This window comes from Streptosporangium sp. NPDC000095, assembly GCF_042899335.1.
Taxonomy (GTDB): Bacteria; Actinomycetota; Actinomycetes; order Streptosporangiales; family Streptosporangiaceae; genus Streptosporangium.
In genome coordinates this window covers 118,380-132,908 of the sequence record NZ_JBIAZS010000004.1, presented here as the reverse complement: position 1 = coordinate 132,908, position 14,529 = coordinate 118,380, and the positions used below count along the sequence as shown (strand labels likewise).

Below are 14,529 nucleotides of genomic sequence, written 5' to 3'. Positions count from 1 at the left end.
GCGGGCGGTTGTCTCGTGCTGCGCGAATTCACGTCACGCGAGGTGGGAGATGTTTGCCTATGTCCATGGACGTGCACGTCCGTGCCGGTCGCCGGGCGAGATCCGTTCCGATGCGCCGAGCCCTGCCCAAGCTTCTCCGCGAACCGGCGGGGGCGCTCGCCGGGTTCGCACGGGAGGCGCGAGGTGAGATCGTCCGGCTGGAGTTGGGGCCCTTTCGCCCCTATCTGATCACGCACCCCGACCACGTCCAGCAGGTGATGCGCGTCGAATGGACGAAGCACCAGCGCCTGGGAATGTTCTGGCGCCCGCTGGAGCGGCTTTTCGGGCACAGCATCATGAGCGACGGCGAACACTGGCAGAACAGCAGGAAGGTCCTGCAACCCCTGTTCACCGCGCGGTACATCGCCACGATCGCCGATGAGGTGTCCAGGCGCGTCGCGGGGCGCGTCGAGGAATGGGACGAGTACGTGCGGTCGGGGCAGGACTTCGACGCGGCCACGGAGATGTCCAGCATCCTCAGCTACATCGTCAACCGGGTGCTGTTCGGGGACAAGCTGAACCGGGAGGACGGGGAACGCATCATCCCCGCTTTCGAACAGGCGTCCTATTCGCTCGTCTACCGGATTCTCATGCCTTTCATGCCGTATTTCATGCGGATACCCGGCGACAGGACCTTTCTGCGGGCCGTCCAGTCGATCGACGACGTGGTGTTTCCCGTGGTGAGAAAGGCGATGGCCCGACCCGACGACAGCGTCGACGTCATCTCCGTGCTCTGCCGGTCCGTCGACGAGAACGGTGACAGACTCACCGAGAAGCAGATCCGCGACGCGCTGGTCAGCGTGTACGCCGCCTCGTCGGAGACCACCGCGATGGTCCTCACCTGGCTGTGGCTCCTCCTCGAGGAGCACCCGGACGTGGAGGCCAGGCTCCGGGCGGAGATCGACGAGGTGGTGGGCGAGGGGCCGGCCGTCCCCGAGGACATCCCCCGTCTCGTCTACACGCGCATGGTCCTGCAGGAGACACTCCGCCTGTACCCGGCGGGCTGGTTTCTCCCCCGCAGGGTCATGGAGGACACGGAGATCGGCGGCATCCGGATCAAGGCCGGATCGTCGGTGCTGGTCACCCCGTACGCCACGCAGCGACTGGAGGAGTTCTGGGAGCGCCCGGACGAGTTCGACCCCGAGCGGTTCGCGCCCAGCAGGTCCGGGGGCGAGGAGCGCAGGCACAGATACTCCTACTTCCCCTTCGGGGGCGGACCGCACAGGTGCCTGGGCGAGCCCCTGTTCTACGTCGAGGCACCGCTCCTCGTCGCGAGCATCCTCAGCCGGTTCCGCATGTCGGTGCGCACCCCGGGCCCGTTCGACACCGGCTGGGCCGCCTCGCTGCGTCCCCGGAAGAAGGTCTCGCTGGGCGTGTCCTTCAACGGACGTGACCGGAGCGGGGCCCTGCGATGACGCTCCCGCCCGATCCGGCTGTCCGGCCCGATTCCGGGCTCCGCTCCGATCCGGACGTCCGGCCCGTCCCCGGTGCACGGCCCGATTCCGGCGTCCTGGGGGACGCCAGGGAGGCGGGGGCGATCTGCGCCCGCGCCGGGCGGTCGCAGCGGGACATGCGCGAGTGGGCGGAGACCTATCCCGGCCTGTTCTCCGCCAAGCCGTTCGACGCGGCCCTGTACAGCACGCTCTCACTGGCCATGGCGTTCGGCGGCCCCTGGTTCGGCGCCGAGCAGTTGCGGATGGCGAACAAGGTCTCCCTCTGGGCGTTCGGCCTGGACTGGCTCGTCGACTACGTCGCCACCTCGCTGCCCGAGGTGCGGGCCATCGCCCAAAGGTGCCTGGACGTGGCGGACGGGGCCTCGCCGGTCCCCGACGACGACCTGACCCGCATGCTCGGCGACATCCGCGACGAGCTCGCGGCCTCGCCCGCGTTCCCCGAACTCGGGCCGGTCTGGCGCGACGAGCTGGAGCGCATGCTGGACGGGATGCTCACGGAGTGGCGCTGGAAGACCGACAAGGTCACGCCGACCTACGAGGAGTACCTCGGCAACGCCGACAACCTCGGCTTCTCCTACGCGTTCGCGGCCCACTGGATCCACGTCACGGGCCCCGGCGCGGTCGCGGACGTCGACGCGCTGCGCGAGGCGGGCTGGGCGGTGCAACGGGTCATCCGCCTTCTCAACGACCTGGGCACCTACGAGCGGGACGTCGCCTGGGGAGATCTCAACGTCCTGCTGCTCGGTGTCGGCCGCGCCGAGGTGGAACAGCGGATCGCCGGGCTCGCCGCCCGCAGCCGGGAGCTCATCGCCCCGCTACGGACCGCCCATCCGGAGCTGGCGGGCTACATGGAACGCCAGATGGACTTCTGCGCAGGTTTCTACCAGGTCGGCGACTACTGGGGGACGTTGTGAGCGTGGACGGCCTGCTGACCATCACGGAATCGGGCACGGAACCAGGCACGAAGGCGGGCACCGGGATCCGTACGGAGGATCACGCCGGGATCGACGTGGTCGCCGAGGCGCGCGAGCTGGTCGCCGGACTGTCGGCCGAGCCCTGGGGGCAGGTGTCCGCCTCCCCGTACGAGACCGGCCGGGTGGTGAGCCTGGCGCCGTGGCTGGCAGGGCACACCGCACGGGTCGAGTTCCTGCTCGACACCCAGCGGCCGGACGGTGGCTGGGGGTGTTCCGGCGACCACGCCCTCGTCCCCACGCTGAGCGCGGTCGAGGCGCTCCTGGTCGAACTCGGGCGCGAAGGCTCCTCCGACCGCGCCCTCCTCGCCAAGGCCGTGGAACGCGGGCTGGAGGCCATCGGGGACCGGTCCTTCCAGGTCGGCTGGCCACCGGACACGCCCGCGGTCGAACTCATCGTCGCCTCCCTGTTCGCCCTGATCGACGGTCACCTCGACGGGGAGGGGCCGCAACCGCCCCTGGGCACGGGCGGCGCCAAACTGACGGCCGTCAGGGCGTGGCTGATGTCGGGCGCGCCGATCCCGCAGAAACTGGTCCATGCCCTCGAGGTCGCGGGCCCGGAGGCGATAGCCGCCTCGGGAATCCTTCCCACGCCGATGCCCGGCGGGATGGCGGCCGTGGGAGCCTCGCCCGGGGCGAGCGCGGCCTGGCTGGCCTCGCCGCCCGAGGCCGGACCCGGAGCCGAGGATCGCGCGGCACGCAGGACGCGTGACGAGACGGCCGTCCGGCGGTATCTGGAGGCCGTCGTGGCCTCCTCCGGCGGTCCCATGCCGTGCACCCTCCCCATCGCCGTGTTCGAGCGCGGCTGGACGCTGAGCTGGCTGCGGCGTGCGGGGATCCCGCTGGACGTGCCGCCGCGACTGGTCGCGAGCCTGCGGGACGGCCTCGGCCCCGAAGGGATCGCCACGGGGCCGGGTCTGCCCGCGGACGCCGACACCACCTCCGTCGCCCTGTACGCGCTCGCGCTGCTCGACGAGCCGCGCGAGCCGGAGGGGCTGTGGCCGTTCGAGCTGGAGACCCACTTCTGCACCTGGCGGGGGGAGGAGGGGATGTCCCCGACGACCAACGCGCATGTGCTCGACGCCTTCGGTGAATACCTGCGCCGCCGTGGGGGAGAGCCCCGCCACGCGGCCGTCGTCGCGAAGCTGTCGGCATGGCTGCGTGACCGCCAGGAGGCGGACGGCAGCTGGACGGACCGCTGGCACGTCTCTCCGTACTACGCCACGGCCTGCTGCGCGATCGCGCTGCGCGAGTTCGGCGGCGGGGAGTCGGCGGGCGCGGTGGGCGGTGCCGTGGACTGGGTGCTCGCCACCCAGCGCGGGGACGGGTCGTGGGGCCGATGGGAGGGCACCGCGGAGGAGACCGCCTACGCGCTGCAGATCCTGCTGCTGACCGACGCCACGCGGGACGGGCGGTGGAGACAGGCCGTGGAACGTGGATACCGGCACCTGCTGGCCGCCCGTGGCGGCGAGGCACCGTCGCTCTGGGTCGACAAGGACCTGTATCTGCCGATGGCGATCGTCAGGGCGGCAGTTCTGGGCGCGCTTCACCTGGCGCGACGTGCGCTCGCCATTCCCGAGGACGACTCGTATTGAGAATTGACCGTGAATTCAAAACAGGACACAAGGGCGCATCCACTCTGTCCGTCTTGAGGGTTTTTAGGGACATTGCTAAGGTTCGGCGGGTGTGATGCGGGATGCCCCGCTGATCCCAGCGATGTGGCGACCGTTTGACCTGTTTGACCAGGATGTGTCAACTGCCACGAAAAATGCCGTCTATTTTTTCTGTTTCCCGGGGTGGATACCATGCGCTTGCGTAACGCGAGCTTGCGGACCAAGGTCACGGCACTTCTGGTGTCGCTCACCGCGCTCTGGGCGTTCACGGCATGGGTGACGGTCCGTGACGGTTTGAACATGCTGGGCGTGGCGACCCTCAACACCGAGGTGGCCGACCCGAGTGAGCGGCTCATCGTCGAACTGCAGGCCGAGCGGCGGCTGATCGCGATCACCCTGGGCTCGGTCAGCGCGGAACGCCAACGGCGCGAGGCGATGGCCGCCCAGCGAAAGCGCACCGACGCCGCCGACGCGAACTTCCGGCAACTCACCGGCGGCAGCGGAGTGGAACTGCTGGGAAGTCCCGCCCTGCACCGACGCATCGGCGAGACCCAGCGGTTGCTGGACGGGTTGCCCGCCGCGCGCAAGGCGATCGACGCCGGCCGGGTCAACCGGACCTGGGCGGCCGCGGAGATCACCGGCATCATCGACTCGATCTTCCGTGTCTACGACTCGCTGGCCACGCTGGACGACGAGGAACTCGCCAACGACACCCGCACGCTCATCGCGATGAACCGGGCCAGGGACCTGCTCTCCCAGGAGGACGCCCTGGTGATGGGCGCCCTGACCGGGGGCAGGTTCTCCGAAGGGGAGCAGGTCAGGTTCACGCAGCTGGTCGGCACGCGGCGCTTCCTCACCGACCAGGCGGTGGCCGAGCTGCCCCCGGCCGACCAGGAGGCCCACAAGCGGATGGTCTCCGGCGAGCAGTTCGTCCGGCTGCGCGCCATGGAGAACCAGCTGATCGAGGACCCGAACGTGGTGGCGGCCGGAGTGATCGACGTCACGCGGTGGAGCTCCGACGCCCAGCCCGCACAGGTCAAGTTCACGCAGGCCGTGCTCACGGCCGGCAGCGGAGTGGTCGAGCGGTCGGGGCCGGTCGCCGTCGGCGTCATCGTGCGGCTCGCGCTCGCCGGCGGCCTGGGCCTGGTGGCGGTCATCGCCTCGGTCGTCCTGGCGATCACCACGGCCCGCGCCCTGGTACAGCAGCTGGAGAAGCTGCGGGCCGCCGCCTGGGAACTCGCCAACGAGCGGCTGCCCGCCGTGGTCGAGCGGATCGGCCACGGCCAGATGGTGGACGTCGCGGCGGAGGCGCCCCCCCTCAAGTTCGGAGACGACCAGATCGGGCAGGTCGGCCAGGCGTTCAACGCCGTGCAGCGGACCGCCATCAAGGTCGCCGCGGAGCAGGCCCAGCTGCGCCGCGACATCGCCGACATCCTGCGCAACCTCGCCCGACGCACCCAGTCGCTGGTGCACCGTCAGCTGAGTGTGCTCGACGTGATGGAACGGCGCGAGAACGATCCTCAGGAACTGCGCGACCTGTTCAGGCTCGACCACCTGGCGACCCGGATGCGGCGCTACGCGGAGAACCTCCTCGTGCTCTCCGGCGCGGCTCCGGGCCGTGCCTGGCGCGACGCGGTCCCGATGATCGACGTGGTCCGCGGCTCCCTCGCCGAGATCGAGGACTACACCCGGGTCGACGTGATGCCCCTGGGCGAGGTCTCGCTGGACGGCAGGGCCGTGAGCGACGTCATCCACCTGATCGCCGAGCTCGTCGAGAACGCGGCCTCCTTCTCCCCGCCCTACACGACGGTGCAGGTCGGCGGATACCTCGTCGCCCACGGCTACGCGCTGGAGATCGAGGACCGGGGCCTGGGCATGAGCGCCGCGGACATCGCGGAGGCGAACGAGCGGATCGCGAACCCGCCGGAGCTCAAGCTCTCCGGCAACGCCCGCCTGGGCCTGTACGTCGTCAGCCGCCTGGCCGAACGGCACGACATCCGGGTGACCTTCAAGTCCTCCCCGTACGGCGGCACCACCGTCGTCGTCCTCATCCCGCAGGACCTGATCAACGAGGAGGACCAGGGGACCTCCGTCGGCGTCGGCGTGCCGCAGGCGCGCCCGGCGAGCAGCGCCGAGATGAACGGCACCACCTCCGCGGTCGCCGCGGTCCGCGGCCGGGTGGGCGACCCCCTGGGCATCGCCGGAGTCCCCGCGCAGGCCGAGCAGGCGCCTTCCGGACGGCATTCCGCGGGACCCACGCCCGGGGAGGACCTCGCCGACCCGACGTTTCCCGGTCGCTTCGCCGATCCCTCGGCACTGAGGCGGGCGCCGGAGACCGGAACGCCCGGGCGTCTGCCCGACTTCGCCGACCCCGGAACTCCGGTCTCGCAGGGCGCCTCCACGGGCGAAGGCCCCGACGACTCCGGCGCCCACGCGCGTCCCGGCGGCTCCGGGACCCCGCTGCCTCCCGTGCTGCCCCCGCCCGACAGCAGCCACACGCCGGGCGGTCTCCCGAGGCGCGTTCCCCAGACCCACCTCGCCGCACCCCTGCAGGAGGACGAGCCCGTGGTCCCGCCGTCTCCGGCCGACGAGGCCGACGACGAGCGCTCGCCGGAGATGATCCGCGCGGCCATGTCGTCCTTCCAGGCGGGTACGCGACGAGGCCGCGACGACGCCGCCCACCTGCTCGATCGCGAAGGCGATCCCGTGGGCGAAGGCGGGTCCGCCGTGTGACCCCAGTGAACGATCATCAGGTCGCGGGTGCCGGGCAGGCGCCGACGAGCTGCCCCGAACCGGCGAGAGAACGCCGGCGGGCGGAAGGAGAGGACAACGAAGTGGTGCAGGGAACAGGGTCTTTCACGGACCTGGCCTGGTTGCTGGACGACCTGGTCTCGCGGGTGGAGGAAGCTCAGCACGGCATCGTGTTCTCCACCGACGGCCTGCTGCTGGCCGCCTCGGCGGGCTTCTCCCCGGCCGACGCCGAGCATCTGGCCGCCGTCGGATCGGCGATCCAGAGCCTGGGCAGGGGAGTCAGCGACCGGGTCGGTGGCGGGCCGATGCGCCAGACCATCATCGAGATGCGGACGGCGTACCTGATCGTCACCGCCGCGGGGCAGGGAGCCTGCCTCGCGGTGTTCTGCAGCGCCGAGGCCGACGTCGGCCTGGTGGCCTACGAGATGGCCATGCTCGTCACCCGCGTCGGCCAGTACCTCACCTCGCCGACCAGAACGGCCGACTCCTCCAGGGCCGACTCCTTCAGGGGCGACGGCCTACGATGAGCATCTTCGACGAGCAGCCAGAGTCCCAGTGGGTCGGCGACGAGGCGGGGCCGATCGTCAGGCCGTACGTCCTGACGCGCGGCAGGACCGAACCGAGTCGCGGCAGGTTCGACCTCATCACCCTGGTGGTGACCATTCGGCAGGTCTCGTCGAGGGAGCCGGGCCTGGAACCGGAAAGTCAGGCCATCGTCCGGCTCTGCCTGCAGGCCCAGTCGGTCGCGGAGATCGCGGCCCATATGAACCTTCCGGCAGGCACGGTCCGTGTCCTGCTCAGCGACCTGCTCGATCAGGGATTCATCGCCATGCAAGAACCGCATTCGGAGACGGACATGCACGACGAGAGGCTGTACAGGGCGGTGCTCGATGGACTCCGTGCGCTCTAGCCGTGACGCCGGGCGCGTGAAGCTGCCCAAGGCGATCAAGATCCTGGTCGCCGGTGGATTCGGCGCCGGCAAGACGACGCTGGTCGGCGCGGTCTCCGAGATAGAGCCGCTGCGCACCGAGGAGACCCTGAGCAACCGGGGTATCGGTGTCGACGACCTGCTGGGCGTGGAGGCCAAGCAGACCACCACGGTCGCGATGGACTTCGGCCGCATCACCATCGGTGACGACTACCGCCTCTACCTGTTCGGCACGCCCGGCCAGGAGCGTTTCTGGTTCCTCTGGGACGAGCTCGCGCTGGGCGCGCTGGGCGCGGTGGTGCTCGCCGACACCCGCAGGCTCGCCGACTGCTTTCCCTCGCTCGACTACTTCGAGCGGCGCGAGACGCCCTTCATCGTCGCGGTCAACTGCTTCGACGGGGCCCGCAAGTACGAGCTCGACGAGGTCAGGCTCGGGCTCACCCTCCACCAGGACATCCCGATCGTGCTGTGCGACGCCAGGCAGCGCGAGTCGGGCAAGAAAGTGCTCATCACCCTTGTCGAGCACGCGATGCGGATGCGGCTGGGCGCGGTCTCCTCACCGGCGGACGCCGAACCCGCCACGGGTCAGGCGGCGGCCCGCTGACAGCGGCGGATCCTTCCGGGGACCGCCTGGCCTGACGACAGGCGGCGGGACCCGGGCGGCCTCCCCGGATCGTGGGTCGGCGGGAACATGCGAGGCTTGTCGGCATGAACCGCCTCTCCCAGGTCGACCTGTCCCAGAAGCTCTCCAAGAAGGACGCCTCCGAGCGCCTCGACGCCGCTCTGGACCACCTGCTCCGTCTGCGCCTCACACTCGGCGGCCAGGTCGGCGAACAGCGCATCGGCCCGCCGCTGTGCGTGGTCTTCGAGGGGTGGGACGCCTCGGGCAAGGGAGGGGCGATCAAACGGCTGGTGCGCCCACTCGACCCGCGCCACGTTCGCGTCGCCCAGTTCGCCGCGCCGACGTACGACGAGAAGCGCCACCACTTCTTGTGGCGGTTCTGGCCGGTCCTGCCCGGCTGGGGCGGGATGGCGGTGCTCGACCGCTCCTGGTACGGCCGGGTGCTGGTGGAACGCGTCGAGGGTTTCGCGACCGAGGAGCAGTGGTCCCGCGCGTACGGGGAGATCGTGGAGTTCGAGCGGACCCTCGCCGCCGAAGGCATGATCATGGTCAAGTTCTGGATGCACGTCTCCGAGGAGGAGCAGCTCAGGCGTTTCCAGGACCGGGCCGACGACCCGTTGCGGGCGTGGAAACTCACCGACGAGGACTGGCGCAACCGCGAGAAGCGCCCGCAGTACGAGGCCGCGGTGGAGGAGATGCTCGCCCGCACCGACCACCCCAAGGCGCCGTGGCACGTGGTCCCCGGCGACGACAAGCGCCTGGCCCGTGTCACGGTCGTGGAGACCGTCTGCGCCGCGATCGAGGCCGAACTCGCCGCCAGAGGCCACAAGCCGGTGATCTCCTCCGCGGTGGGGGTAGCCGCGGACGAATGACGTGCGAGAAGTACGGGAGCGGCGTAGACGCCCCGGACCCCGGACACCGGGCAGAATCGAATGGCCGTCCGCTCGTTCGTCATCGCCGCTCGTCGTGAGCGGTTCGTCGTGACGGGTGGGTCGTGGCGGTTCGTCATGGTTTTCGTCATCGCAGGAGGGGGCGGCGCATGCGGTTGGGGTCGCGGCTGAGCAGGCTGGACCGGCGGGTGTTCGCCATGGTGGCGGGCGCGAGGTTGCCCGGTCTCGAACGCGTCGTCCCCGCGTTGTCGCGCGCGGCCGACAACTCGCTCCTGTGGGCCGGCGTGGCAGGTGCGCTGGCGGTCAGCGGGCGACGGCCACTGCGCCGGGCCGCGACCAGGGGACTGCTCGCGGTCAGCCTCGCCAGTCCGTTGGTCAACCTGGTCGGCAAGCAGGCCTTCGGCAGGAACCGGCCGTCGGCGGAAGGGCTCCCGCTCGCCCGGCTGATCAAGATGCCCGCGTCGGCGTCGTTCCCCTCGGGTCACTCCGCCACGGCCGGCGCCTTCGCCGCGGCCGTGGCGCTGGAGGCACCCCGCGTGGTCGCGGTCCCCGTCGCGCTCCTCGCGGCGGCCGTCTGCTTCTCCCGCGTCTACACCGGAGTGCACTACCCCGGCGACGTGCTCGCCGGAGCCGGGATCGGCGTGGCGGCGGGGCTGCTCACCCGCCGCATCTGGCCCGACGCCGGTGAGGCGGGGCAGGCGCGCGCCGCCCTCACGGCGCCGTCCGCGCGGCTCGACCCCGACGGCGAGGGGGCGATCGCCGTGGTCGACGGTTCCGCCGACGCCGTCGCGGGAACGGCCGAGGCGTTGCGCGTGGCCTTCCCCCGGGCCGAGGTCGTCGAGGTGGCGCCGGGCGACGACCTCGGGGCCGCCGTGCGGGACGCCGCCTCGCGGGCCAAGGTGCTCGCGGTGGCCGGGGGAGACACCGTGGTCAACCTGGCGGCCCAGGAGGCGGTGGGCGGGGCGACCCCGCTGCTGGTCGTCCCCGCGAGCGCGCACGGTCACTTCGCCCGCGCGCTCGGGGTGGAGAGTTCACAGGAGGCCGTGACGGCCTACCACAGCGGCGACCTCGTCGCCGTCGACGTCGGCGAGGTCGCGGGCCGGACGTTCGTCAACACCGCGAGCGTGGGCGTCTACCCGGCGCTGGTGGAGCGCGGGGAGCGAAGGCAGAGCCGGATCGGTAAGTGGCCCGCGCTGTTCTGGGCGATGGCCGAGGCACTCGGGCCGGGGGGCGCGCGCCCCGTCGAACTCGTCGTGGACGGGGTGCCCCGGCGCGTCTGGATGGTGTTCGTGGGCAACTGCCGCTACGAGGAGCGCGGTGGAGCCCCCTCCAGACGGCAGCGTCTGGAGGACGGCCTGCTGGACATTCGCGTGCTCGCCGCCGCCGACCGGCTGCCCAGGCTGCGGGTGTTCCTCAGCCTGCTGGCGGGACGGGTGAAGCTGTCACGCCACTACCAGCAGTGGCAGGCCGACACGCTGCGCGTCTCCGCCCCTTCCGGACGGCTGCCGCTGGCGTGCGACGGCGAGACGTTCACGGTCACGGGCGAGGTGGAGTTCACCAAGCGCCCGCGGTCGCTTCTCGTGATCCGGCCGTCCGGCTGATCTCCGTGACGTACCGGCTCGGGGACGGGACGGCCTCGGCCGCGATCCGCCGTCGCCGGGATCGACCCTCCTCAGCCGATGGCCGGTGGCGAACCGGGAGGTGGCCCCGTCGGGGATCGCCGATTCCCGGACACCGTTTGACGCACAGTGATCGATCCGGCAATAGTTGTGCGGGTGACTTCCCCCCGTTTGCTCGCCTGTGCCGTGGTCACCGTGCTGACCCTCACCGCCTGCACCTCGCCCTCGGATGATCCCGTGGTCGGCCCGGCCACCGCGGGTGGCACCGTGGGAGCGGGAACGGCGGAAACGGGACAGGGAGCCGGCGGCCAGATCTCCCCGCCCGCCGCCGTGACGCTCACGCCCGACGAATACCGGGCCGAGCTGGAGCTGGCGCGCGGCCCGGTGCGTGACGCGGTGAAGAAGCTCGCCGCGACCGGCGGGCTGAAGACCCTCGGCAAGCAGTTGCAGAAGACCTCCGGAGCGGTGGAGGCCGCGGTGACCCGGCTCTCCACCCTCGCCCCTCCCGTCGAGGTGAAGGCCCAGCACGACAGCTATGTCGAAGCCCTGGGTCGGCTGCGCGCCTCCTTCGACACCGCCCGCCAGGATGCGGAGGACCAGCGGGTGTGCACCGGCCCTGCCGTGCTGACCGGCATGGCCCAGGCGAACCAGCTGTCCGATGTGGAAGACGTCGCCAAGGAGCTGAGCGGGTATCCGGCGAGCGTCATCCCGGTCAAGGCGGCCAAGAAGCGTAACCGCCGGCTGTCCAACGGCAGGTTCATCGCCTCAGAGGGACGTCCCGGCCGCGCCTACCTCGAACTGCGCAACGGCACCAGGCAGGACGCCGTCGTCGTCCTGGTACGCGGGAAGAAGAAGGCCGTCACCGTGTACGTCCGCAGGAAGTCCAACTTCAAGATCCAGGGTGTGCGGGACGGCAGCTACAAGATCTACTACACCCTCGGCGAGGACTGGGACGCGAAGGCCAAGACCTTCACCCGGTCGTGCGACTTCGAGCAGTTCGGCAAGTCCGTGCGGTTCAGGACCGTCAACACCGGGACCCAGATCCGCTGGACCAACTGGACGATCACCCTGCACGCCGTGACCGGGGGCACCGTGAAGCCCAAGAAGGTCAAGCCGGGCGACTTCCCCTCCTGACGCGCTTCCCCTCACCGCCCTGACGTGTCTTGCTTCGGCGGCCGGCGGCGTCCTTCTCCACGGGACGCGAGGGTGCGGGGAACCGAGAGCCCGGAGTCGTGAAGACCGCGACCTCGTGACGAGGTCGCGGTGTCGCCTCGGCGGATCAGGTCGAGAAGAGCATTCCGACCCAGCTGCGCTGGCGATGGTGGCCGTAGTGGCCGTGACGCTGTGCGCCCCAGGCGGGAGCGCCGTAGCCGGGGGGAGCACCGTGCATGGGAGGCGGCGGGGGCGGCGGCGGAGCCGCGTGAGACTGCGACCACTGGCTTTCCATCCGGGTCAGCGTCTCGAGCTCGCCGTAGTCCAGGAAGATTCCGCGACAGCTCTCACACTGGTCGATGTGGACGCCGTTGCGCTCATAGGTGCGCATGGCGCCCCGACACTTGGGGCACTGCATCTGGCTGGTCTCCTTGTTCTGGCGTGGTAACGAGTAACCACAACCTACTGCGGCACACTATTGCAGGCGCTTCGATGCCGGACAATCCTCAGGCAGGACTCGACGAGCACCTCCTCCACCTCGTCCAGCGGACGCCCCGCCCGCCCCGCGGCGGCCACCGCGGTGGCCGCGAGTTGCACGGTCATCGCCTGCGCCGGTGTCTCCAGCCGTTCCCACGGGTCGCCGTCCGGTCCGGCGGCGACCCCGCCCGCGGCGCGGTAGGCCCCGAGAAAGCGATGCCACACTTCGGGCTCCAGCAGTCCGGCCGCGAACCAGGCGGCGGGCCTGGACAGATCCCAGGCCTGGTCACCGAGGCCGAGGTCGTCGATGTCGATGAGGATCCACTCGTCCGGCGCGCGGACCATCTGGCCCATGTGCCAGTCGCCGTGGGTCAGACCGGGAGCCGTCGTATCGGGGAGGTACGCGCCGGGTGAGGGGAGAGAGGGCAGGCAGGTGAAGGCGCGGCGCACCGCCAGCTCGGCGGCCGAGCGGTCGCCCAGTCGGGCGACGGTCGAGGCCACCCGCGCCGGTCCGCCCGCGGCCCGCAGCGGGGGCAGCGCCCGCGCCGGTACGGCGTGCAGCCGCGCCAGCAGCCGGGCGGCGGCCTCCCAGGGGGCCGCGTCCGGATCCGTGTGGTCCACCGGCGTACCGGCCGGCCAGACGGTGACCAGCCGGTCCCCGGCGGTCATGACCTCCTCGGTCACCGGTTGGAGGACGATCCCGCGCAGTGCCGGGTGCGCGGTGGCCCGCATCCGTTCCACCAGCGGTTCCCGCTCCGCGCCCGGCGCGTGCGCCTTGACCACGACGGAACCGGCCCGCACGATGACCACGTCCGGTCTGGTCGGCAGGACCGTGCCGGGCACACCGCCGTATCCGGCGGCGATCCCGAGTAGTTCGTCGATCGGATCCTCGCTGTCCACCCGGCAAGTGAACCACCGGTCAACGGTCCCGCGCACCGGCGGAATAAAGTGCGAGGCATGAGGATTGGTTTCGCGGTGCCGGTCTCGGGGTCCTGGGCGACGCCGGACAACATGGCGCGGGTCGCCGGGGAGGCCGAGGGGCTCGGCTATCACGAGCTGTGGACCTTCCAGCGCCTGCTCTACCCGCGGGGTCACACCATGGGCCCGACCTATCGCAGCGTGCACGACCCGGTGGTCACACTCGCCTACCTGGCGGGCCTGACGAGCCGCGTCCGGCTGGGGGTGGCGGTGCTCAACCTGCCGTTCGCCTCGCCCGCGCTGATGGCGAAGCAGCTGGCGAGCCTGCAGGCGGTCTCCGGCGGGCGGCTGGACGCGGGGTTCGGCCTGGGGTGGCTGCCCGAGGAGTTCGCCGCCTCGGGGGTGTCGATGGAACGGCGCGGCCGGCGCGCGGAGGAGTACGTCCCGCTGCTGCGGCGCCTGTGGACGGAGGAGACCGTGGCGCACAGGGGCGAGTTCTACGAGGTGCCCCCGGCGCACCAGGATCCGAAACCGCCCGTGGTGCCGCCGATCCTGCTGGGCGGTTCCGCGGAGGTGGCGCTGAGGCGTGCGGGGCGGCTGGCGGACGGCTGGATCAGTTCGAGCCGCGAGGACCTCGGCGGCATCGGGGAGAGGATCGCCGTCGTCAAGGAGGCGGCGCGTGCCGCCGGGCGCGATCCCGAGGCGCTGCGCTTCGTCACCCGGGGCGTCACCCGGGTCCGTCCCGCGGGAGCGTCCGGCCGTGAGCCGCTGACCGGCTCGTTCGAGGAGATCAGGCGGGACGTCGAGGAACTCGAGGCCAAGGGGGTCACCGAGGTCTTCCACGATCTCAACTTCGATCCGGAGATCGGATCGCCCGACGCCGACCCCGAGGAGTCGATGCGCAGGGCGCTGGAGGCGCTGGAGGCACTGGCGCCCTGACCGGGGGGCTGTACAGAGGAGCCGGGCCGGTCTCGTGTACGGGGAGCCGGGTGGCGAACGGAGCCGGTGGGCCGGGTCGCGACGGCCGCGGTGGGCCGCGTGGCGGCCGGAGGTCTCGCGTGGCCGGTCTTTTCACCTCCGAGATGCCCGGATGTA

Annotated in this window: 13 protein-coding genes; 11 read left to right on the top strand and 2 right to left on the bottom strand. The window is 71.2% G+C overall.

Annotated elements, in window-relative coordinates; translation table 11 throughout:
- Positions 1 to 65 precede the first annotated feature (65 nt).
- The 10 genes from ACFY3V_RS11450 to ACFY3V_RS11405 all read left to right on the top strand — a co-directional run bounded on the left by ACFY3V_RS11450 (position 66) and on the right by ACFY3V_RS11405 (position 12,021).
- Entirely contained in the window at positions 66 to 1,454 is a 1,389-nt protein-coding gene (locus tag ACFY3V_RS11450; protein ID WP_389772402.1) for a cytochrome P450, read from the top strand.
- The gene (locus ACFY3V_RS11445) at positions 1,451 to 2,407 is read left to right on the top strand and encodes a terpene synthase family protein (protein WP_389772399.1); all 957 of its coding nucleotides are present in this window, start codon (positions 1,451 to 1,453) and stop codon (positions 2,405 to 2,407) included. Before ACFY3V_RS11450 ends, ACFY3V_RS11445 begins: the two co-directional genes overlap by 4 nt.
- Positions 2,408 to 2,409: 2 nt before the next feature.
- Positions 2,410 to 4,059 (top strand): prenyltransferase/squalene oxidase repeat-containing protein, encoded by a 1,650-nt coding sequence (locus ACFY3V_RS11440; protein ID WP_362897054.1) that lies wholly within the window; start codon positions 2,410 to 2,412, stop codon positions 4,057 to 4,059.
- 210 nt (positions 4,060 to 4,269) lie between these two features.
- The gene (locus ACFY3V_RS11435; RefSeq protein ID WP_362897053.1) at positions 4,270 to 6,810 is read left to right on the top strand and encodes a nitrate- and nitrite sensing domain-containing protein; all 2,541 of its coding nucleotides are present in this window, start codon (positions 4,270 to 4,272) and stop codon (positions 6,808 to 6,810) included.
- A gap of 101 nt (positions 6,811 to 6,911) precedes the next feature.
- Positions 6,912 to 7,355 carry a roadblock/LC7 domain-containing protein gene (locus ACFY3V_RS11430; protein WP_350943732.1) on the top strand — a complete coding sequence of 148 codons (444 nt, stop codon included), beginning with the start codon at positions 6,912 to 6,914 and terminating at the stop codon, positions 7,353 to 7,355.
- Positions 7,352 to 7,738 (top strand): DUF742 domain-containing protein, encoded by a 387-nt coding sequence (locus ACFY3V_RS11425; RefSeq protein WP_350943730.1) that lies wholly within the window; start codon positions 7,352 to 7,354, stop codon positions 7,736 to 7,738. The genes ACFY3V_RS11430 and ACFY3V_RS11425 overlap by 4 nt, the downstream gene beginning before the upstream one ends.
- Positions 7,719 to 8,360 (top strand): ATP/GTP-binding protein, encoded by a 642-nt coding sequence (locus ACFY3V_RS11420; RefSeq protein ID WP_350943728.1) that lies wholly within the window; start codon positions 7,719 to 7,721, stop codon positions 8,358 to 8,360. The genes ACFY3V_RS11425 and ACFY3V_RS11420 overlap by 20 nt, the downstream gene beginning before the upstream one ends.
- A gap of 104 nt (positions 8,361 to 8,464) precedes the next feature.
- On the top strand, positions 8,465 to 9,250 hold the full coding sequence (locus tag ACFY3V_RS11415; protein ID WP_362897052.1) for a UDP-galactose-lipid carrier transferase: 786 nt from the start codon (positions 8,465 to 8,467) through the stop codon (positions 9,248 to 9,250).
- 167 nt (positions 9,251 to 9,417) lie between these two features.
- Positions 9,418 to 10,869 carry a bifunctional phosphatase PAP2/diacylglycerol kinase family protein gene (locus ACFY3V_RS11410; RefSeq protein ID WP_389772392.1) on the top strand — a complete coding sequence of 484 codons (1,452 nt, stop codon included), beginning with the start codon at positions 9,418 to 9,420 and terminating at the stop codon, positions 10,867 to 10,869.
- 174 nt (positions 10,870 to 11,043) lie between these two features.
- Positions 11,044 to 12,021, top strand: a complete 978-nt coding sequence (locus ACFY3V_RS11405) for a hypothetical protein (protein ID WP_350943723.1) — start codon at positions 11,044 to 11,046, stop codon at positions 12,019 to 12,021.
- A gap of 145 nt (positions 12,022 to 12,166) precedes the next feature.
- On the opposite strand, the gene ACFY3V_RS11400 is transcribed toward ACFY3V_RS11405, so the two are convergent.
- Both ACFY3V_RS11400 and ACFY3V_RS11395 read right to left on the bottom strand, forming a co-directional pair.
- Entirely contained in the window at positions 12,167 to 12,457 is a 291-nt protein-coding gene (locus ACFY3V_RS11400) for a zf-TFIIB domain-containing protein (RefSeq protein WP_350943721.1), read from the bottom strand.
- Between the two features lie 44 nt (positions 12,458 to 12,501).
- Positions 12,502 to 13,416, bottom strand: coding sequence for a phosphotransferase family protein (locus tag ACFY3V_RS11395; protein WP_389772388.1), 915 nt, complete (start codon positions 13,414 to 13,416; stop codon positions 12,502 to 12,504).
- Between the two features lie 57 nt (positions 13,417 to 13,473).
- Between ACFY3V_RS11395 and ACFY3V_RS11390 the strand changes: the two genes are divergently transcribed.
- Entirely contained in the window at positions 13,474 to 14,373 is a 900-nt protein-coding gene (locus tag ACFY3V_RS11390) for a TIGR03619 family F420-dependent LLM class oxidoreductase (protein WP_362897048.1), read from the top strand.
- Positions 14,374 to 14,529: the final 156 nt, after the last annotated feature.

What these genes read in the sequence shown, in the direction of transcription:
- ACFY3V_RS11450 (WP_389772402.1), top strand. Translation starts at nt 66, where the DNA reads ATGGACGTGCACGTCCGTGCCGGTCGCCGGGCGAGATCCGTTCCGATG.
- ACFY3V_RS11445 (WP_389772399.1), top strand. Translation starts at nt 1,451, where the DNA reads ATGACGCTCCCGCCCGATCCGGCTGTCCGGCCCGATTCCGGGCTCCGC.
- ACFY3V_RS11435 (WP_362897053.1), top strand. Translation starts at nt 4,270, where the DNA reads ATGCGCTTGCGTAACGCGAGCTTGCGGACCAAGGTCACGGCACTTCTG.
- ACFY3V_RS11425 (WP_350943730.1), top strand. Translation starts at nt 7,352, where the DNA reads ATGAGCATCTTCGACGAGCAGCCAGAGTCCCAGTGGGTCGGCGACGAG.
- ACFY3V_RS11420 (WP_350943728.1), top strand. Translation starts at nt 7,719, where the DNA reads ATGGACTCCGTGCGCTCTAGCCGTGACGCCGGGCGCGTGAAGCTGCCC.
- ACFY3V_RS11415 (WP_362897052.1), top strand. Translation starts at nt 8,465, where the DNA reads ATGAACCGCCTCTCCCAGGTCGACCTGTCCCAGAAGCTCTCCAAGAAG.
- ACFY3V_RS11410 (WP_389772392.1), top strand. Translation starts at nt 9,418, where the DNA reads ATGCGGTTGGGGTCGCGGCTGAGCAGGCTGGACCGGCGGGTGTTCGCC.
- ACFY3V_RS11400 (WP_350943721.1), bottom strand. Translation starts at nt 12,457, where the DNA reads ATGCAGTGCCCCAAGTGTCGGGGCGCCATGCGCACCTATGAGCGCAAC.
- ACFY3V_RS11390 (WP_362897048.1), top strand. Translation starts at nt 13,474, where the DNA reads ATGAGGATTGGTTTCGCGGTGCCGGTCTCGGGGTCCTGGGCGACGCCG.